Source organism: Verrucosispora sp. WMMC514 (assembly GCF_027497295.1).
GTDB lineage: Bacteria > Actinomycetota > Actinomycetes > Mycobacteriales > Micromonosporaceae > Micromonospora > Micromonospora palythoicola.
The window spans coordinates 4,006,639-4,025,769 of sequence record NZ_CP114906.1; the positions used below are offsets into that span (position 1 = coordinate 4,006,639).

Genomic DNA, 19,131 nt, shown 5'->3' on the forward strand with positions numbered 1-19,131 from the left:
GCGGCCGAGCCACACACGTGAGGAGCGTACGTATGGCAGTGCAGACCGGACTGGGCGAGCCGCGCGGACCCTGGTTCGTCTCGCCCGATCTCGACCCGGACGGGCGGGGCGGGACGGACCCGGCGGCGCGGGCGCGGGAGCGGTTGCTGGGCGGCTGGCGGCGCCGGCTGCTCGCCGGGCTGGCGATGATCGCGATCTCCGCCGGGTCGGGAGCGCTCGCCGGCGGCTGGGTGGCCGGTCGCGACGGCATCCCGGGGCCGGCCGCCGCGTCCGCCGCCCCGGTGCCGGCCGAGCTGGTGACCGCCGCCGAGAAGACCGTGCCCGGTGTGGTGTCGGTGCTGGTGGGTGGGGCGGCGGGTGGCTCGGCGAGCGGTTCCGGCTTCGCGGTCGACTCCGAACAACACATCATCACCAACGACCACATCATCGCCAAGGGCCGTGGCGGGCCGGTGACCGTCGAACTGCCGGACGGCCGGCGGTACGCGGCGGAGGTGGTCGGCCGGGAACCGGACAGTGATCTCGCGGTGCTCAAGGTGCCGTCGTCGGCCAACCTGACGTCGCTGCCGTTGGCCAAGCCGGGTGCGACCCGGGTGGGCGAACCGGTGCTGGCCGTCGGGTCGCCACTGGGGCTGCCCGGCACGGTCACCGCGGGCATCGTCAGCGCGCTGGACCGGCAGGTGCGCCTCGGCGACAACCGGCACCGGGCGGTGCAGACCGATGCCTCCATCAACCCCGGCAACTCAGGTGGACCCCTGGTCAACGCCCGGGGCGAGGTGGTCGGGGTGAACACCGCGATCGCGACGATCGACGGCAACGGCTCCATCGGCATCGGGTTCGCCATCCCGATCGAGCAGGTGCAGCAGACCGCCGACACGATCATCGGGAAAGGCGGCTGATTACCGATAGTAACTGTCCGATTACGGGGAGATCGGGGCAACTGTCGGATTCCGGCGACCGATGATCGGAGAATGGAAATATTACGCTCGGTATGAATACTGGCGTGGGTGGAGCGTCCTCTCATCGCGGCCCTCCTGCTGGTGGGCCTCATCATCGGAAGTGGCGTCGGGTCGTCGTACGCACGCGCCCGGCGGGGCTGGAACGACTACCAGGCGGCCAAGAAGACCGTGCCCGGGGCGCGTCGCGCAGCCTGGATGCTGATCAAAGTCGTCACCACGAAGGTCGGTGTCATCGCCCTGCTCCTGATCGGCGCGGTCGCGTACGCCGCCACCGGTGGCGGTGACGATCCGGCGCCGTCGACGCCGACGCCGAGCAGCACCGCCGACGAGCGGCCCGACCGCTGACAACGGATCGGATGCGCGCTCGCGGCGTTGGCGCGGAGGCGCCGGGAACCCCGCGCTAGCCTCAGGGCGTGGACGACGGACTGCGGGTGACCGACCGGTGGGTGGTTTCCGCCGCCGAACTGCGGGAGCGGTTCTCCCGATCGTCCGGGCCGGGCGGGCAGGGCGTCAACACCGCCGACTCCCGGGTCGAGCTGAGCTTCGACCTGGCCGGCTCACCCAGCATCCCCGAGTCGCTGCGTGCCCGGGCGCTGGACCGGCTCGCCGGACGGCTGGTCGACGGCGTGCTGACGATCGCCGCCAGCGAGCACCGGACGCAGCTGGCCAACCGGGAAGCGGCGCGGGAACGTCTGGTCTCGGTGCTGCGCGAGGCGGTCGCCCTGCCACCGCCACCGCGTCGTCCGACCCGCCCGTCGCGGGCGGCCAAGGAGCGGCGGCTGGCCGAGAAGAAGCGTCGGGGGCAGCGCAAGCGCGACCGTCGGGTGGACGGCGAGTAGCGCCGTCAACCGCGGTCGAGCAGCGCGGAGCACACCTCGATCAGCCGGGCCCGCAGCCGGCCGGCCCGCTGCGCGAACTCGCGTTGCCGTGCCACGTACTCGGCCTTGCCCTCCGGCGTCTCGATCGCCACCGGCGGCTCGCCGTAGGAGGAGAAGTCGTACGGCGACGCCCGCATGTCGAGCAGCCGGATCTCGCCGGCCAGCTCGAAGCAGTCGAGCGCCAGCGCACCGGGCACGGCGGGGCCCAGCTTGGTGGCCCACTTGTGGCAGTCCATCGAGGCGTGCAGACAGCCGGGCTGGTCGAGGTCCACCTGACCGGTCCGGGTCGGTCGGAGGTGGTTGAGTTCGACGGCCTCGGGGGTGAAGAACCGGTACGCGTCGAAGTGCGTGCACCGGATCTGGTGCGACTCGACCACCGCGTCCGTGCCCCGCTGACCGAGTCGAAGGGGCAGCGGGTGCCGATGCTCGGCCTGGCGGTACACCATCGCCCACTCGTGCAGCCCGAAGCAGCCGGTGAAGGCCGGCCGGGACGCGATCGCGGTCAGCAGTCGGTGGATGAAGCGCACCGAGTCGCCCCGGTCGGTCAGGAACGCGTCGACGTCGAGGCGTACCGAGCCGTCGGCGTCGGTCGCGTACCAGCGCCACCGGTGCTGCGGTGCCGGGCCGTCCGGACCGGCTTCCAGCCGGACACCGACCCCCGGGTGCCACCGGCGCAGCACCGACGGCCGGGTGCCGTAGTAGTCGTACAGGAAGTCGTCGATGGCGTGACGTGCCCCGGCGGCCCGACGGGCCCGGTGTCCCGCCGTGAGTGAATCGGCGCGTCGCTCGTGCCCGGCCAGCAGGGGTCGCCAGGCGGTTGCCGGCAGGCTGGCCGGTCGCCCGCCGTCGACACCACCGACGACGGGGGCGGGGACGGTGCTCACGGAGCCAAGGGTACGACCGCCGTCCGGTCGCCGGTCAGGGCACGTCGACGCGGACACCAGCGGAGAAGACCCCGCTGCGCAGTTCCAGTCGCTGCGGCGCCTCACGCCCGGTGACGGTGAAGACCAGCGGCAGCACCACCCGGCTGCCGGCGGCCAGCGGGTCGGCGAACACGTCGCGTCCCTGGTTCGCCCGGCGGGTGGCCGGTTCGTCGGTGGTGACCCAGTTGCCGTTGGCCAGGTACGCCCGTTGCAACTTGCCGTGCCAGCTCTGGTGCTCGCGGGTGAGGTTGCGGACCCCGACGGTCGCCTGACACTGCCGCGCGCCCCGGCCCGGTTCGCAGGTCATCCGGTAGACGGTGAACTCGAACGCGTCCTCGCGCAGCGGCGTCCCCAGGCTCCCGCTGACCCCGGTGCCTCTCCAGGCGCCGCTGGTCGGCTGGCTGTCGGTGTCGATCGCGGTGACCCGGCGGGTGGCGGACCACGCGGCGGCGCCCAGCGTGCCGGCCAGCACGATCGCGGCCACCGGCACCACGACCCACACCGGCGGCTTGCGGCGTCGGGCCGGCGGCCGGGGCGCGGCCGGGCGCGGGTAGATGGTGCCCGGCCCGTCCGAGGCCAGTGCCGCGGCGACCGGCCGTCGGCGGCGTCGCCAGGCGAGCAGGCCCACCACGGTCAGCACCAGCAGCGCGGCACCGGCGGCCGCCAGCGCGGGTGTCTGGCGGCGCCAGCCCGTGGCCTCCGGCGACTGCGTCGCCGCCATCCCCGGCGCCGTCCAGGTGGCGCTCGCACAGTCGTACGGCTGTCGGCCGTCGCTGGCGTAGGCGCACGTCGGAGCGGTCACCGGCTGTCGGGATCCGGTCGTGGTGAGCGTGGTGCCCAGTGTGGTGGTGCTCTCCGGCGCCAGCCTCAGCCGCCAGGTCACCTCGGTCGCCGACGATCCGCCGGGGCGGAGCACCCGACCACCGTCGCTCACCGTGGTCGCCGAGACCCCCTGGGGCAACTCCTGACGGACGGTCGTCTCCACCGGGGTGCTGCCGGCGTTCCGGACCTCGATCCGGTACCCGGGCGCGCTGCTCCGCTCCGGCGCGACCCGTACGCTCACCTTCGGCCTGGCGGCCGGCGCGACCACCCGGGTCGGCGTCGGTACCGCCGGTGGTGCCGCCGGCATGCTGGGCTCGGGTGCGGCCGCCGCCGGCGTGAGCCCCGCCGTCGGAGCATGCGGGGCGGTGACCGCCGGAGCGTGCGGGGCGGTGGCGGTCGGCAGCACCGGCAGCGCGGTCAACAGACCGACGCAGTGCACGATCGCGGCGAGGGTCCTGTGGTGTCGTGTCGATGCAGGCATACGAACGAACCTCCGCAGCCGACGCTAGGGGCGGGCGCGCGTCGGGTGGGTACGAAGCGGTGAATCCGGCCCGGACGGTGCGCGGCGCGGGTAAGCTGCGCCGACCGTGCGCTGGCCGCACTACATTGGCCTGGTGCGTATCGCTCGTTTTGCTCATGCCAAGGGAATGTCGTTCGGTGTCGTCGAGGGGGAACCGGAGGCCGGCCCCCAGGGGCTCACCATCGCCGAGATCTCCGGCCACCCGTTCGGCCAGATCACGTTCAGCGGGGTCCGCTGGGCGTTGTCCGACGTCCGGCTGCTCTCGCCGATCCTGCCCAGCAAGGTGGTCTGCGTCGGCCGTAACTACGCCGAGCACGCCGCCGAACACGGCGCCGAGGTGCCGAAGGAGCCGCTGTTGTTCCTGAAGCCCTCGACCTCGGTGATCGGTCCCCGGGACGCGATCCGGCTGCCGGAGTTCAGCCGGCAGGTCGAGCACGAGGCCGAGTTGGCGGTGGTGATCGGCGCACCCGGCGCCCGCCGGGCCGACCGGGCCGCGGCGGAACGGGCGATCTTCGGCTACACCTGCGCCAACGACGTCACCGCCCGGGATCTGCAGCGCTCCGACAGCCAGTGGACCCGGGCGAAGGGGTTCGACTCGTTCTGCCCGATCGGGCCGTGGATCACCACCGGGCTGGACGTCACCGACCTGGAGATCCGCTGCGAGGTCGGTCGCGATCCGGAGGAGATGGAGGTGCGGCAGCTCGGCCGCACCGGCGACATGGTCTTCGACGCGCCGGCCCTGGTGTCGTACGTTTCACACGTGATGACGTTGTTGCCCGGTGACGTCGTGTTGACCGGTACGCCGGCAGGGGTTAGCCCGCTCACGGACGGGGATACGGTGAGCGTCCGGATCGAGGGGATCGGAGAGCTGACGAACCCGGTGGTGTCGGCGACCTGATCGCCGTTTTGGCAGCTCAGTAGCGGTTTGGGGAAGTCGATTTGGCCTGTCGGTGCCGGGAGGGTAGAGTTTGTTCCCGGCGCCGCAAGGGGCCAATGGGGTATGGGGTAATTGGCAGCCCGACTGATTCTGGTTCAGTTAGTCTAGGTTCGAGTCCTGGTACCCCAGCGCAGCCGAGATTCGTCACGAATCGAGGCAGCTGGATTCTGGTGGAGTTCGGCACGAGGCACCGCGAGGGGCCTTGGTGGCGAGGTCTGGTAGAGTTCGGCGGCACTGCCTGAAAGGGTGGTGCCGCGATGTGTTCTGGCCCCGTCGTCTAGCGGCCCAGGACGCCGCCCTCTCAAGGCGGTAGCGCCGGTTCGAATCCGGTCGGGGCTACAGGTGTTCACGGCTCGTTCCGCCGCTGCGGAGCGAGCCGTTTCGCTTTCTCGGTCAACTGCCGACCCCGACCGCGGCGCCCACCCGCCACCCCTGTGCGGCACTCGGCGGCGGCGCCGCTAGACTACTGCCGCACCGCCCACAAGGGCTGGTGAATCCGCAAAAGTGCCTGGCCCCGTCGTCTAGCGGCCCAGGACGCCGCCCTCTCAAGGCGGTAGCGCCGGTTCGAATCCGGTCGGGGCTACCACACACCAAAGCCCGTCTCGCCCGCCGAGACGGGCTTTCTCCCATCTCCCCCTCCGCCCGGCCCGCTCCGCCGCGTTGATCATGAAGTTGTTGTCTGGCCGTCCGGCGTGGCGTGACAACAACTTCATGATCAACGGGTGCAGCGGGATGGGGCGGGGGTGGGGGTCAGAGGCCGGAGAGGCGTTGGCCGGCGCGGACCACGGCCATGGCGTGGCGTTCGCCGGGGCGGCGGCCGAGGCGCTCGATGGGGCCGGAGATGGAGATGGCGGCGATCACGCGGCCGGTGCGGTCGCGGATCGGGGCTGAGACGCTTGCCACACCGGCCTCGCGTTCGGCGACGCTCTGCGCCCAGCCTCGGCGGCGGACCTCGGCGAGGGTGCGGCCGGTGAACTTGGACCGGGGCAGCAGTGGCATCACCGCCTCCGGCGGCTCCCAGGCGAGCAGGATCTGCGCGGCCGAACCGGCGGTCATCGGCAGCACCGAGCCCACCGGCACGGTGTCCCGTAGCCCGCTGGCCCGCTCGGCGGCGGCCACACAGATCCGCTCGTCCGCCCGACGCAGGTAGAGCTGGGCGCTCTCACCGGTGGCGTCCCGCAGGGCGGCCAGCAGTGGCTCGGCCGCGGTCAGCAGCACATCCGGCGCCGCGTTCGCCAACTCGCCCAGGCGTGGGCCGGGACGCCAGCGACCCTGAGTGTCCCGGACCAGCATCCGGTGGATCTCCAGCGCCTGCGCCAGCCGGTGCGCGGTGGCTCGGGGCAGCTTCGTGCGTTCAACAAGTTCGGCAAGGCTGGCGCCGTCGACACAGGCGGCCAGGATGACCACCGCCTTGTCGAGAACGCCGACACCGCTCATACTGTGTCCCACAAGCCGAAATTTACCTCCCAGAATTTAGGATGTCCAGATGGTGGGAGTCACTCCAGAGCCGAGAACCTTGGCCGAGAAGGTCTGGGACGCACACATCGTCCGGTCCGCTGATGGTGAGCCCGATCTGCTCTTCATCGACCTGCACCTGCTGCACGAGGTGACCAGCCCGCAGGCGTTCGACGGTCTGCGCATGGCCGGCCGTCGGGTGCGGCGTACCGACCTCACGCTGGCCACCGAGGATCACAACACCCCGACCGGGTACGCCGATCCCTCGTTCCAGCAGCGTCGCGGCGACCTGCTCACCATCGCCGACCCCACCTCCCGTACCCAGATCGAGACGCTGCGGCGCAACTGCGCCGAGTTCGGCGTACGGCTGCATCCGCTCGGCGACGCCAACCAGGGCATCGTGCACGTCATCGGCCCGCAGCTCGGCCTCACCCAGCCCGGCATGACGATCGTCTGCGGCGACTCGCACACCGCCACCCACGGCGCGTTCGGCGCCCTGGCCTTCGGCATCGGCACCAGCGAGGTGGAGCACGTGCTGGCCACCCAGACGCTGCCGCAGGCTCGCCCGAAGACGATGGCGGTCACCGTCGACGGCCGGCTCGGCCCCGGCGTCACCGCCAAGGACCTGGTGCTCGCCCTGATCGCCAAGGTCGGTACCGGCGGCGGTCGCGGGCACATCGTGGAGTACCGGGGCGAGGCGATCCGGGCGCTGTCCATGGAGGGGCGGATGACGATCGCCAACATGTCCATCGAGTGGGGCGCCAAGGCCGGCATGATCGCGCCGGACGAGACGACCTTCGCGTACCTGAAGGGGCGGCCGAACGCCCCCGGCGGCGCCGACTGGGAGGCGGCGCTCGCCTACTGGCGGACCCTGCCCACCGACGAGGGCGCGACCTTCGACTCCGAGGTGACCCTGGACGCCACCGAGATCACGCCGTTCGTCACCTGGGGCACCAACCCGGGGCAGGGTGCGCCGCTGGGTGCGGTCGTGCCGGACCCGGACGAGTTCGTCACCGAGCCGGAGCGGGCCGCCGCCCGCCGCGCCCTGGCGTACATGGACCTGAACCCCGGCACCGCGTTGCGCGACCTCGCCGTCGACGTGGTGTTCGTGGGTTCCTGCACCAACGGGCGCCTGGAGGACCTGCGCGCCGCCGCCGACGTGCTGCGCGGCCATCGGGTTGCCGACGGGGTACGCATGCTCGTGGTACCCGGCTCGGCCGCGGTACGCGAGGCGGCCGAGGCGGAGGGGCTGGACAAGGTCTTCACCGACGCCGGTGCCGAATGGCGCTTCGCCGGCTGCTCCATGTGTCTGGGCATGAACCCGGACACGCTCTCGCCGGGGCAGCGCGCCGCCTCGACCTCCAACCGGAATTTCGAGGGCCGCCAGGGCCGGGGTGGGCGTACCCACCTGGTCAGCCCGCCGGTGGCCGCCGCCACCGCCGTCGTCGGCCGGTTGGCCGCACCCGCCGACCTGTAGAAGGGCTGCGACATGGACAAGTTCACCGTGCACACCGGCACCGCCCTGCCGCTGCGTCGCTCCGACGTGGACACTGACCAGATCATCCCCGCGGTGTACCTCAAGCGGGTGACCCGGACCGGTTTCGCCGACGGGCTGTTCAGCGCGTGGCGGGAGGATCCGGCATTCGTGCTCAACGATCAAGCTTATTCGGGAGCGTCGATTCTGGTGGCCGGCCCCGAGTTCGGCACCGGGTCATCGCGGGAGCACGCGGTGTGGGCGTTGCGTGACTACGGCTTCCGAGTGGTGATCTCACCGCGCTTCGGTGACATCTTCCGGGGGAACGCCCTCAAGGAAGGGTTACTTCCGGTAGAGCTTGAATTGAAAGCTGTCGAAGAAATCTGGAGCCTGGTCGAGGAGAATCCGGCCACCCCGCTGATCGTCGACCTGACCGCGCGTGAGGTGCGGGTCGGCACCGCCACCTGGTCGTTCCCGCTTGACGACTTCAGCCGTTGGCGGCTGATGGAGGGCTTGGACGACATTGGACTCACCCTCCGCCACGAGGACCGGATCAGCGCCTTCGAGGCCGACCGACCGGCCTTCCTGCCCCGGGTCGCGTAGCCCGAACGCCCCGATCCGCAGCCGATTCCGCCCCCACCGGTGCCACCGGTGGGGGCGAATCCGTTACGACACAAGGGCTTTTTTCCGCCGAATGTTTGTGTCCCGCCAGCACAGGGCATACCGTGCGCGCAGAATGGCTCGCGTCGAGTCAGTTGCACAATCAGGAGGAAGTCGTGAACAAGGCCGAGCTCATCGAGGCGCTCGCCGTTCGCCTGGGGGACCGGAAAACGGCGACGGCCGCGCTCGACGCGGTCCTCGCTGAGGTCCAGGCGGCGGTCACCAAGGGCGAGAAGGTGGCGATCACCGGTTTCGGAGCGTTCGAGAAGCGGGTCCGGGGCGCGCGAACAGCCCGCAACCCGCGTACCGGGGAGGCGGTGAAGGTCAAGAAGACCTCGGTGCCGACGTTCCGCCCCGGTGCCGGGTTCAAGGAGATGGTGGCCAGCGGCAAGGTGCCGAAGGCCACGGCTGCGGCGAAGAAGACCGCCGGAGCCACCGCCAAGACCACCGGTGCCAAGGCGACGGCGGCGAAGAAGACGACCGCGGCGAAGAGCACCGCAGCCAAGAAGACCGCGGCGAGCAAGACCGCGGCGGCCAAGAAGACCACCGCGACCAAGACGACCGCGAAGGCCGCCCCGGCGAAGAAGGCCGCCACCAAGAAGGCCGCCCCGGCGAAGAAGACCGCCGCGGCGACCAAGGCGACGGCGGCTCGCAAGACCGCCACGGCCAAGAAGGCGCCGGCGAAGAAGGCGCCGGCCAGGAAGGCCGCGACCCGGCGCTGAGCCGGTCGTACGACGAGGGCGCCCGCCGGCACGGCGGGCGCCCTCGCCATTCCGACCGACGGTCCACCCGCACCCGGCGGGGAACCGTTGACCGGCCCGGGACCCGGCCAGCAGAATCGCCGCACCACCCCTCGCCGGAAAGAGAACCGTGTTGAGTCAGCGCCGTCTCGGCACCGCCACCCTGGCTCTGGGACTTGTCGTCCTGACCGACGTGCTGCGGGTCTTCCTGCCGTCGGTCATCACCATCTTCGGTCAGGCCGCGTCGACCCCGGCCGAGCTGCTCGGCGCGTTCGCGGTCGGCTGGTTCGTGCTGGCGCTCGCCGCGCCGGTCCTCGTCGCACGGGTCGGCTCCGCCACCGTCGGGGTCGCGGCGGTGCTGGTGCTCGGTGCCGCCCGGCTGGCGCTCACCGCCGCGCCGGGAGGGCGGGCCCAACTGTGGCTGGCCAGCGCCGGTCTGCTCGCCGGTCTGGTCTGGCTGGCCGCCACCGCCGCCCGGGTGGCGCACCCGGTGCCCGGGCTGGTGCTGGGGATGACCGCGAGCGCGCTGGGCCACGCGCTGCTCGGCACGTACGACCTGGTGTGGTGGCAGCGCTGGCCGGCGTGGGTGGCGAGCGTGGCGGTGGTGGCGGCGCTGCTGGCCGCCGAGACGGCCTTCGGCCGTGCCGCCACACGACCGGTCGACGACCGGCCGCCGCCGAACCGCCGAGGCTGGTTGCTCGTCGGGCCGGCCCTGCTGCTCGGCGGCATGGTGGCGTTGTCACCCGCGGTCGCGATAAGCGCCATGTCCTACTGGTACGGCGAGGCGGGCACCGCCGCGCCCCCGCCGTTCGCGTTGGCGCCGCTGGGTGCCGCGGCACCGCTGTTCCTGCTCGGTGCGTTGACCCCGTGGCAGCCACGGTGGCGGGCGCTGCCGCCGGTGCTGCTGGTGGCCGGGGCCCTGCTGTTCGGATACGGTCCGCCGACGCTGCTCACCGTCGCGGTCCTGGCCGGCGCGGCGGGGCTGGGCGGCTGCCTCGGCCTGACCGGTGACGGCGCGTCGCCGCAGCCGACCGACCGGAGCGGCGCCGGCCCGGCGTACGCGGCGGTGGGCGGGATGCTCGTCTTCGCCGTCGCCGCGCTCGTCTACTACGCCGCCTACGACATCGGCTACCCCAACCAGTGGGTACCGGCCGTGGTGGCCGCCCTGACCGGGATGGTCGCGATGCGCGCGACCGCCGCGTCGGGCGGGCAACCGCGGGCCGACCCCGCGCCGGAGCTGCCCCGGTGGCGGCTGGCGGTGCTGGCCGCAGTCGTCGCCCTCGCCGCCGCCTGGCTGCACGGGCCATGGCTGGTGGCCAGCAACCGGCCCGGGCCGCCGGAGCAGGTGCGGCTGGTGGCGTACAACATCCGGATGGGCTTCGGCCTCGACGGCCGCTTCGACCTCACCGCCCTGGACCGGATGGTCGGCCGGGCCGACGTGGTGGTGCTCAGCGAGGTCGACCGGGGCTGGCTGCTCAACGGTGGCCACGACACACTGGGCCTGCTCGCCGACCGGCTGGGGATGCCGTACGTCTTCGCGCCGGCCGCCGACCCGCTGTGGGGCGACGCGGTGCTCAGTCGCTGGCCGGTGCAACGGGCCCGGACCCGTCCGCTGCCAGCGGTGGGCGCGCCCACCGGCGCGCAGGCGCTGGGCGTGACGGTCGACCTCGGTGCCGGCGTACGCCTGGCCGTGGTGAGCACCCACCTGCAGCCACCGCCGGGTGCGGACCCGGTGGTGCAGGCCCGCGCCGTCGCGGACTTCGCCACCGGGTACGCCGACGGCGCGCCGCTGGTGGTCGCCGGTGATCTCAACACCGAGCCGGGCGACCCGGCGTTCACCGCGTTCACCGACGCCGGGCTGGTCGACGCGCTCGCCGCCGCCCGCCCGCTGCCGACCAGCCCGGCGGACGATCCGCGCGAGCAGATCGACCACGTCCTCGTCTCACCCGATCTGGTCGCCGCCGACGCGGTCGCGGTGCCGGGCACCGCCAGCGACCACCTGCCGGTCGCCGTCACCCTCACCCTGCCCGACCACTGAGGCGGTCGCGGCTCGACCGCGGCGTGGCCAGCTCGGCGCGATGTGCAGGGGCCAGGGACGCCCCCGGTGCGCCTGTCGAGCTGAACCGGCTGCGCTATCGCTGCCGGCCGAGCTGGCCCGGCACCCGGTCAGAGACGGTCGGCGGCGACCAGGCGGTCGCCGGTGAAGGCGAGCAGCCAGCCGCCGCCCTTGCCGGTGCTGTAGTCGCCGCACCGACCCGCCAGCCGCTCCAGGGCACCGGGAATCACCTTGCCCTGACTGCACACCGCCGCCGGTTCGCCGGCGGCGGCCAGCGCGGCCAGGCGTGCGGCGGCGGCCAGCACGCACTCGTCGGGCTGCTGCCCGGCGCTCGGCTCGTCCAGGTCGCCGCAGATCTCGATCGGCAGGTCCAGCAGCGCCGCCGCCGGATCGAGGGTCTGCACGCACCGGCGCGGTGACGCGGAGAGCAGCCGGGCCGGGCGGATCAGCCCGATCAGCGGTGCCAACGCGTCCGCCTCGGACCAGCCCCGGGCGTCCAGTGGCCGCCCGGTGTCCGGGCCAGGCCAGGTCAGCCGCTTACCGGCGTGGCCGTGCCGCACCAGCACCAGGGTCGCGGTGACCGGCGGCAGCGCCGCGAACGCGGCCAGCACCTCCATGTCGTGCGGATAGCTCACCAGCGTCATCGCGTCGTCGACGGCCAGCCAGCGGACCTCGTCGACCTCCGTGTCCGGCTGGAATCCCCCGGAGCCGACCGCCCGCATCGACCAGTAGTCGACCACCTTGAGCCGGCCCTCGCTGTGGTAGCGCACCGACGGCAGCCGCAACTGCGGCACGGCCTGCGCGTCGGCCTCCTCGGCGACCTCCCGGGCGGCGGCGAGCAGTGGATGCTCGCCCGGCTCCAGCTTGCCCTTGGGCAGGGTCCAGTCCCCGTACCGGGGCCGGTGCACCAGGCACACCTCGACGTGGTCCACCCCCGCCGGTCGCCACACCACCCCGCCGGCCGCCCGGATCGCGGTCACGCCAGCCACCGGGTCCGGCGTCGCCGGCTGGCGCGCCGCCAGGCGTACGGGAAGTCCGCCCGCGCCCGTCGTACGGCCGCCCGCTCCCGTTCCAGCAGCCGGCCGGCGGTCATCGCCAGCTGATGGTCGTCGGGCCGGGCCTCGGCCACTGCGCGCCAGGTCTCGGCGGCCACCGCCGCGTCCTGGTGCTCACCGAGCAGGTTCTGCACCTTCGCCAGTGCCCGGGCCAGCTTCGCCGCGTCCCCGCCGAGCACCGGGGCGACCGCCGTCACCGCCGAGCGGGCCTGCTTGCCCTGCTTGCGTACGGTGTGCCACTGCTCGTCGGGTCCGGCCGGGTGCAGCGTCGCGACGCCGCCCGGCTTCTTCGGTGTGCCGGCTAGCCGTCGCCACGGGCGGGCCACGAGTCGAGGTAGCACCCGCCGGGCCGGCGCGTCCGCCCGGGGCGTGAGTCGCGGTGCGCGGGCCGCCAGCACCAGCGCGTCGACCAGGGCGAGGTACCGCGGCGCGCGCAGCGCCTCGTCCACCCCGGTCAGCGCCTCCGCCTGCCATTCGGCGAGGACGGCGTCGAGCCGGTCGACCGCCGCCGGATCCACCGGACTCACCGGATCGGCGGCGGCGGTGCGGCGCAACCGTTCCCGCAGCACCTCCGCGTCCCGGGCCGCCCCCAGGGCGTCCGCCAGCCACTTCAACTCGGTACGCAGCGGTCGGGCCCACGCGGGGCGGACCAGCGGGCCGAAGGTCTTCAGGTCGCTGCGCAACCGCCGGCAGGCCACCCGCATCTGGTGGACGGCGGTGTCGTCGTCGCCGACCGGCGCGCGCAGCCGGACCAGCGGGTCGTGCGCCAGCAGCCGGGTCACCTCGCGGCGTACCGCCTCGGTGACCACCGCCGCGGCACTGGGATCGGCCGGCAGTTCGTCCGGGGCGACCAGGTCCGGTTCGGCGGTGGCCGCCCGGCCGAGCGCGCGTACGTGCTTGGGGGTGAACTCACCGCCCCGGGCACCGGAGTCACGCAGCAACTCGGTGAGCCGGTCGAGCAGTGCGCCGTCACCGGCCTTGCGCTCCACCTCCACCTCGCGGAAGGCGCCGGTGGTGGCGCCCTCGGCGTCGAGCACGGTGACCTGGTCGTCGACCACCTCGGCCAGCACCCGGCCGGCCTCGTCGACGATCTCCTGAGCGTGCCGGACGGTACGCACCACCGCCGCCGGGGTGAGCGCGGCACCCCGGTGGAACACGGTGACCAGCTCGACCAGCTCTGTCGGCAGCACGTCGGCCGGGCCGGCACGGGAGATCTCGTGGCGGACGCCGGGGCTGTCGGTCGGCAACTTCACCGTCCACGGCACCTCGTCGCCCTCGCGGTACCGCAGTGAGACACCCGCCCGGGCCAGCCGCAGGTCGACGGTGTCGTGATAGGTGGCCACGAGCGTCGCCGGTGCCAGCGCCCGGACGCTCCCCGAGGCCGGCACGGCGGGGGAGAGGTCGGGCAGCAGCCACCCGGCCTCCACCGCGAACTTCCGTTCCTCCTCGACCATCTGCCCAGCCTATTCCGACCCGGTCAACCGGCCGTGCTGCCGACGCGACGCAGCAGCAGGTGCTGGAGGTGGCTCAGCGGTGCCTCCGGCCGGCCCGCGCGGCGGGTCCAGGTGCCGTCGCCGGCCAGCTCGAACGCGTCCACGTCCGGGCTCATCGCGGCACCGAGCACGTGGTCCAGCTCGGCCCGGGCCACCGGGTCGGTGACCTGGACCAGTGCCTCCACCCGCCGGTCCAGGTTGCGGTGCATCAGGTCGGCGGAGCCGATCCAGAACTCCGCGTCGCCGTTGTTGCCGAAGCGGAAGACCCGCGAGTGTTCCAGGAAACGGCCGAGGATCGAGTGCACCCGGATGTTCTCCGACAGCCCGGGCACCCCCGGTCGCAGCGTGCACATCCCCCGGATGATCAGGTCGACGTGCACGCCGGCCTGGGAGGCCCGGTACAGCGCGTCGGTGATCTCCTCGTCGACCAGCGAGTTCACCTTGAACTGGACGAGTCCCGGCATGCCCAGCCGGACATGGTTGATCTCCCGTTCGATCCGCTCGATCAGCCCGCTGCGGATGCCCTGTGGCGCCACCAGCAGCCGCCGGTACGCGGTCTGCCGGCTGTACCCGGTGAGCACGTTGAACAGGTCGGTCAGGTCGGCGCCGATCTCCGGGTCGGCGGTGAGCATGCCGAAGTCCTCGTAGAGCCGGGCGGTCTTCGGGTGGTAGTTGCCGGTGCCGATGTGGCAGTAGCGGCGGATCTGGTTGCCCTCCTGGCGTACCACCAGGGCGGTCTTGCAGTGGGTCTTGAGACCGACCAGCCCGTACACCACGTGGCAGCCGGCTCGTTCCAGGGTGCGGGCCCAGCCGATGTTCGCCACCTCGTCGAAGCGGGCCTTCACCTCGACGAGCACCACCACCTGTTTTCCGGCGGCGGCGGCGTCGACGAGCGCGTCCACGATCGGTGAGTCACCGCTGGTGCGGTAGAGCGTCTGCTTGATCGCCAACACGTTCGGATCGGCGGCGGCCTGCTCGATGAACCGCTGCACGCTGGTGGCGAAGGAGTGGTACGGGTGGTGCACCAGCACGTCGCCGTCGCGCAGGGTGGCGAAGACACTTCTCGGCACCTCGCCCTCGGCGAGGCGGGGATGGGTGGCCGGGACGAACGGCGGATCCTTCAGGTCGGGCCGGTCGGCCTCGCCGTACAGCTGCCACAGCGCGGAGAGATCCAGCAGGCCACGGACCCGCAGCACGTCCTGGGTGTCCATGTCCAGTTCCCGGACGAGCAGTTCCAGCATGTGGTCGGAGATGGAGGCGGCCACCTCGAGTCGTACCGGCGGGCCGAAACGGCGGCGGGCCAGCTCCCGCTCCAGCGCCTGGAGCAGGTCCTCGTCCCGGTCCTCGTCGACCTCCACCTCGGCGTTGCGGGTGACCCGGAACAGGTGGCACTCGACCACCTGCATGCCGGAGAAGAGCTGACCGAGGTGCACCGAGATGAGATCTTCCACCGGCAGCATGCGGACTCCGGGCCGGTCCCGGTCGACCCGGACGAACCGGGGCACGTTGTTCGGCACCTTCACCCGGGCGAACAGCTCCGGCCCGCCGTCCGGGTCACGCACCGCGACGGCCAGGTTGAGCGATCGGCCCGAGATGTACGGGAACGGGTGGGCCGGGTCGACCGCCAGCGGGGTGAGCACCGGGAAGATCTTCTCCCGGAAGTAGGTGCGCAGCCGTTCCCGCTCGGCGTCGCCGAGGTCGGACCAGCGCAGCACCCGGATGTCCTCGGCGGCGAGCTTGGGCAGCAGGTCGTCGACGTAGCAGGCGGCCTGCCGAGCCACCAGCGCGGCGGCCTTCTCGGAGATCAGCGCCAGTTGGGTACGCAGGGGCAGTCCGTCACCGCCCCGCACGGGTAGGCCGGCGGAGAGCCGGCGCTTCAGCCCGGCCACCCGCACCATGTAGAACTCGTCCAGGTTGCTGGCGAAGATGGCCAGGAACTTGGCCCGTTCCAGCAGCGGGGTGTGCGGGTCCTCGGCAAGGGCGAGCACCCGGGCGTTGAAGTCGAGCCAGGACAGCTCCCGGTTGAGGAACCGGTCCTCGGGCAGCGGGTGGACGGACGGTGGCTCGTCGGCGGGCTGCGGCAGCCCCGGTTCCGAGACCGGGTCCAGCACCTCCTCCAGGCCGGCGGAGGCCGCCGCCGGGTCGTTGCCCGGGCCGTCGTCCGGGGTCGGGTGGGCGCTGCGGAACCGGCCGTCGGTCCCCCGGGGGCGACCTCCGTTGCGGCTGGTGGTGTCGTCGGTGGCGGCGGGGCTGGCGGGGTGTTCGCGAGGGGTGCTCACCCGCCCATAATCACCCGAACTCGGTTAACGCAAAATGAACTTGCGGCGGGTTGTCAGGACATCGTCGGCAGCGTCACGCGTACGACGTCGCCGGCGGCGTCCGTCTCCACGCGGACCCGCTGGCCGAGGCGGAGCAGGCGCAGCCCGGAGGCGTCGAACGCCCGGGCCGGGAAGGGCAGCTCGGTGCCGTCGTCCAGCAGCAGCAGTCCGCTGCGGGTCGCCGCGTCGAAGGTCGCCACCGTGCCCTGCATGCCAGCACCGTACCGAACTCTCCGGCGGGCGCGCGCACACCCGGGGGTCAGGTGGCGAAGGACTCGGTGCGGCAGCCGCCGGTCAGCGCCGTGGTGCGCGGACCCAGGCCGAGTCGCGCGGCGGCGGCCAGGTCGTCGGCGGTGTCCACGTCCCGTCGCAGGCTCGGCCAGTCGCCGGTGAGTGGACGGGCGCCACTGGCCGCGTGCGCGGCGGCCGAGCCAGGGCCGAAGCGCGGGTCCAGGGGTACGCCGGGCGGGGCGGCCAGCAGCACGGTGCCGGTGCCCGGAGCGTCGGCCACGAACCGGCGTACCCCGCGCGGTCCGGCGAGCGCCGCGTGCAGCGCCGCCGCCAGCTCGGCCGGCCGCAGCGCCGGCAGGTCGGCGGTCAGCCCGGCCACCCAGCCGGCGACGCCCGCCGCGCCGTGCCGCAACGCGGCGTTGAGCCCGGCGTCCGCGACGTCCGGCAGTACCCGGGCACCACCGGACCGGGCCTCGTCGGCGACCCGGGTGTCGTCGGTGACCACCAGCACCTCGGCCACCACCGGGCAGGCCCGCACCGCCGCCAGGGTGTCGGCGGCCAGCGCCAGCGCCAGCTCCTGGTGGGGTACGCCCGGCAGCCCGCCACGCAGCCGGGTCTTCGCGGCTGCCAGTCGCTTGACCGGCACCACCACCGTCCAGGGCTGTGTCACGCCTGCCATCCTGCCAGCCGGCCGGCGGTACCCTCACTGGCCGTACCCGGGGCGAGCAGGCATGATTTCCGCTGCGGACCTCACCGGGCTCCTCCGGTGGCGGGTCGGGGTGGGCATGAGGAGGCACGGTGGGTCGGCGGAGGCTGGGATTCTGGCAATGGTTCGCCGTGGTGCTGGTCAAGCCGGTGATGACCGTCTGGACCCGGCGTACCTGGCGGGGCATGGAACACCTGGACCAGGACGGTCCCGTGATCATCGTGCCGAACCACATCTCGCACGCCGATCCGCTGGTCTCCGCGCACTTCGTCTACGACGCCGGGCGATGGCCGCAGTTCCTCGGCAAGGCGAGCGTGTTCAAGGTGCCGGTGATCGGCTGGATCCTGCACCGGTGCCGGCAGATCCCCGTGGAGCGGGGCTCGGTCGACGCGGTGAAGTCGCTGGACGCTCTGGTCCGGGCGCTCGACGCGGGCGGTGCCGTGATCATCTACCCGGAGGGGACCACCAGCCGGGAGCCGGACCTGTGGCCGATGAAGGGCAAGACCGGCGCGGCCCGGCTGGCGTTGGCCACCGGCGCCCCGGTGGTGCCGCTGGCGATGTGGGGACCGGAGCGGATCTTCGATCCGCGCCGCGCCCGGATCAACCTGCGTCCCCGGATCCCGGTGACCGTGGTGGCCGGGCCGCCGATCGACCTGAGCCGCTGGGCCGGGGCCACCCCGAGCCGCCAGGTGTTGGAGGAGATGACCGACGTGATCATGTTGCGGCTGCGGGACATGCTCGCCGACATCCGGGGCGGGACACCGCCGCCGCTGTGGCAGCGCACCACCCGCCCCCAGCCCGACCGCCAGCACCCGGAGGCGGCGGCATGAGCGAGCGTCAGCGAGTGAATCATCGGTGCGGTGCGGTGGTGCCTCACGCCGGTGCCGACCGTAGGGAGGCGGCGGCGTGAGTGGGCAGGTGGCGGTGCTGGGGGCGGGGTCGTGGGGTACGGCGTTCGCGAAGATCCTCGCCGACGCCGGCCGGGAGGTGACGCTCTGGGCGCGGCGACAGTCGATCGCCGACGCGATCCGGGCCGAGCGGAGTAACCCGGAGTACCTGCCCGGTGTGGTGTTGCCGGAGCGGGTCACCGCGACCGGCGACCCGGTCGAGGCGATCAAGGGTGCCGAGATGGTGGTGCTGGCGGTGCCGTCGCAGACCTTGCGCGGCAACCTCGCCGAGTGGGTGGAGCACCTGCACCCCGAGGCCACCCTGGTGTCGCTGATGAAGGGCATCGAACTCGGCACCACCAAGCGGATGAGCGAGGTGATCGTCGAGACCGCCGGGGTCGCGGCGGACCGGGTGGTGGTGGTCTCCGGCCCCAACCTGGCACCGGAGATCGCCGCGGAGCAACCCGCGGCCACCGTGGTGGCCTGCACCGATTCCGATCGGGCCACCCTGGTGCAGCGGTCAATCACCACGCCCTACTTCCGGCCGTACACGAACGACGACGTGATCGGCTGCGAGCTGGGCGGCGCCGTCAAGAACGTGATCGCGCTGGCGTACGGCATCGCCACCGCGATGGGTTTCGGCCACAACACCCGGGCGATGCTCGTCACCCGTGGGCTGGCCGAGACCGCCCGGCTCGGGGTCGCCCTCGGCGCGGATCCGCTCACCTTCGCCGGCCTGGCCGGGATGGGTGACCTGGTGGCCTCCTGCTCGTCGCCGTCGGCCCGCAACCGCACCTTCGGTGAGCACCTCGGCCGGGGCGCCACCCTGGAGGAGGCACGGGTGGCCACCCGGCAGACCGCCGAGGGGGTGAAGAGCGCGCTGGCGATCCGGGACCTGGCCCGCGCGCACGGCGTGGAGATGCCGATCACCGAGCAGGTCGAGCTGGTCTGCCACGAGGGGGTTGACCCGCGCCTGGCGGTCCAGGCCCTGATGAGCCGCACCACGAAGCCGGAGTGAGC

18 protein-coding genes and 3 tRNA genes are annotated in these 19,131 nt (G+C 72.9%); 13 read left to right on the top strand and 8 right to left on the bottom strand.

Annotated elements, in window-relative coordinates; translation table 11 throughout:
* The first annotated feature begins 32 nt into the window (after positions 1 to 32).
* The 3 genes from O7597_RS18660 (at position 33) to arfB (ending at position 1,795) form a co-directional block, all read left to right on the top strand.
* Entirely contained in the window at positions 33 to 896 is an 864-nt protein-coding gene (locus tag O7597_RS18660; RefSeq protein ID WP_269739440.1) for a trypsin-like peptidase domain-containing protein, read from the top strand.
* 108 nt (positions 897 to 1,004) lie between these two features.
* Entirely contained in the window at positions 1,005 to 1,301 is a 297-nt protein-coding gene (locus tag O7597_RS18665; protein WP_164445753.1) for a hypothetical protein, read from the top strand.
* A 68-nt stretch (positions 1,302 to 1,369) separates the two neighbouring features.
* Positions 1,370 to 1,795 carry an alternative ribosome rescue aminoacyl-tRNA hydrolase ArfB gene (arfB, locus tag O7597_RS18670; RefSeq protein WP_281580276.1) on the top strand — a complete coding sequence of 142 codons (426 nt, stop codon included), beginning with the start codon at positions 1,370 to 1,372 and terminating at the stop codon, positions 1,793 to 1,795.
* A gap of 5 nt (positions 1,796 to 1,800) precedes the next feature.
* Here the strand turns inward: arfB and O7597_RS18675 are convergent, their stop codons facing one another.
* The gene (locus O7597_RS18675) at positions 1,801 to 2,718 is read right to left on the bottom strand and encodes a 3-methyladenine DNA glycosylase (RefSeq protein ID WP_281580277.1); all 918 of its coding nucleotides are present in this window, start codon (positions 2,716 to 2,718) and stop codon (positions 1,801 to 1,803) included.
* Positions 2,719 to 2,752: 34 nt separating this feature from the next.
* Positions 2,753 to 4,060, bottom strand: a complete 1,308-nt coding sequence (locus O7597_RS18680) for a hypothetical protein (RefSeq protein ID WP_281580278.1) — start codon at positions 4,058 to 4,060, stop codon at positions 2,753 to 2,755.
* Between the two features lie 133 nt (positions 4,061 to 4,193).
* Here O7597_RS18680 and O7597_RS18685 point away from each other — a divergent pair, with 133 nt between their 5' ends.
* The 4 genes from O7597_RS18685 to O7597_RS18700 all read left to right on the top strand — a co-directional run bounded on the left by O7597_RS18685 (position 4,194) and on the right by O7597_RS18700 (position 5,622).
* A complete protein-coding gene (locus tag O7597_RS18685) occupies positions 4,194 to 4,997 on the top strand; it encodes a fumarylacetoacetate hydrolase family protein (RefSeq protein WP_269739436.1) in 804 nt (267 codons plus the stop codon).
* A 96-nt stretch (positions 4,998 to 5,093) separates the two neighbouring features.
* Positions 5,094 to 5,165: transfer RNA gene (locus O7597_RS18690), tRNA-Gln, on the top strand.
* A gap of 137 nt (positions 5,166 to 5,302) precedes the next feature.
* Positions 5,303 to 5,375, top strand: a tRNA-Glu gene (locus O7597_RS18695).
* Between the two features lie 171 nt (positions 5,376 to 5,546).
* Positions 5,547 to 5,622, top strand: a tRNA-Glu gene (locus O7597_RS18700).
* Between the two features lie 164 nt (positions 5,623 to 5,786).
* Here the strand turns inward: O7597_RS18700 and O7597_RS18705 are convergent.
* Positions 5,787 to 6,473 carry an IclR family transcriptional regulator gene (locus O7597_RS18705; protein ID WP_013284529.1) on the bottom strand — a complete coding sequence of 229 codons (687 nt, stop codon included), beginning with the start codon at positions 6,471 to 6,473 and terminating at the stop codon, positions 5,787 to 5,789.
* Positions 6,474 to 6,522: 49 nt separating this feature from the next.
* Between O7597_RS18705 and leuC the strand changes: the two genes are divergently transcribed.
* From leuC to O7597_RS18725, 4 genes are all read left to right on the top strand, one after another.
* Positions 6,523 to 7,968 (top strand): 3-isopropylmalate dehydratase large subunit, encoded by a 1,446-nt coding sequence (leuC, locus tag O7597_RS18710; protein WP_269739435.1) that lies wholly within the window; start codon positions 6,523 to 6,525, stop codon positions 7,966 to 7,968.
* Positions 7,969 to 7,980: 12 nt separating this feature from the next.
* Positions 7,981 to 8,568, top strand: a complete 588-nt coding sequence (leuD, locus tag O7597_RS18715) for a 3-isopropylmalate dehydratase small subunit (protein WP_269739434.1) — start codon at positions 7,981 to 7,983, stop codon at positions 8,566 to 8,568.
* Between the two features lie 173 nt (positions 8,569 to 8,741).
* On the top strand, positions 8,742 to 9,347 hold the full coding sequence (locus O7597_RS18720; RefSeq protein WP_332905332.1) for an HU family DNA-binding protein: 606 nt from the start codon (positions 8,742 to 8,744) through the stop codon (positions 9,345 to 9,347).
* A gap of 148 nt (positions 9,348 to 9,495) precedes the next feature.
* The gene (locus O7597_RS18725; RefSeq protein ID WP_281580280.1) at positions 9,496 to 11,403 is read left to right on the top strand and encodes an endonuclease/exonuclease/phosphatase family protein; all 1,908 of its coding nucleotides are present in this window, start codon (positions 9,496 to 9,498) and stop codon (positions 11,401 to 11,403) included.
* Between the two features lie 128 nt (positions 11,404 to 11,531).
* Here the strand turns inward: O7597_RS18725 and O7597_RS18730 are convergent, their stop codons facing one another.
* From O7597_RS18730 to cofC, 5 genes are read right to left on the bottom strand one after another with little or no spacing between them, the layout of a single operon-like run.
* Positions 11,532 to 12,410: an NUDIX hydrolase gene (locus O7597_RS18730; RefSeq protein ID WP_281580281.1), complete on the bottom strand. Its 879-nt coding sequence runs from the start codon at positions 12,408 to 12,410 to the stop codon at positions 11,532 to 11,534.
* Complete coding sequence (locus tag O7597_RS18735) at positions 12,398 to 13,930, bottom strand: CYTH and CHAD domain-containing protein (protein ID WP_281580282.1); 1,533 nt, start codon at positions 13,928 to 13,930, stop codon at positions 12,398 to 12,400. Before O7597_RS18735 ends, O7597_RS18730 begins: the two co-directional genes overlap by 13 nt.
* Before the next feature lie 23 nt (positions 13,931 to 13,953).
* Entirely contained in the window at positions 13,954 to 16,248 is a 2,295-nt protein-coding gene (locus O7597_RS18740; RefSeq protein WP_269739429.1) for an RNA degradosome polyphosphate kinase, read from the bottom strand.
* Between the two features lie 53 nt (positions 16,249 to 16,301).
* Positions 16,302 to 16,499 carry a cold-shock protein gene (locus O7597_RS18745; RefSeq protein ID WP_093401734.1) on the bottom strand — a complete coding sequence of 66 codons (198 nt, stop codon included), beginning with the start codon at positions 16,497 to 16,499 and terminating at the stop codon, positions 16,302 to 16,304.
* A gap of 47 nt (positions 16,500 to 16,546) precedes the next feature.
* The gene (gene cofC / locus O7597_RS18750) at positions 16,547 to 17,188 is read right to left on the bottom strand and encodes a 2-phospho-L-lactate guanylyltransferase (protein WP_269739428.1); all 642 of its coding nucleotides are present in this window, start codon (positions 17,186 to 17,188) and stop codon (positions 16,547 to 16,549) included.
* 128 nt (positions 17,189 to 17,316) lie between these two features.
* Here cofC and O7597_RS18755 point away from each other — a divergent pair, with 128 nt between their 5' ends.
* Both O7597_RS18755 and O7597_RS18760 read left to right on the top strand, forming a co-directional pair.
* The gene (locus O7597_RS18755; protein WP_281580283.1) at positions 17,317 to 18,054 is read left to right on the top strand and encodes a lysophospholipid acyltransferase family protein; all 738 of its coding nucleotides are present in this window, start codon (positions 17,317 to 17,319) and stop codon (positions 18,052 to 18,054) included.
* A 76-nt stretch (positions 18,055 to 18,130) separates the two neighbouring features.
* Entirely contained in the window at positions 18,131 to 19,129 is a 999-nt protein-coding gene (locus tag O7597_RS18760; protein WP_164445742.1) for an NAD(P)H-dependent glycerol-3-phosphate dehydrogenase, read from the top strand.
* Positions 19,130 to 19,131 lie beyond the last annotated feature (2 nt).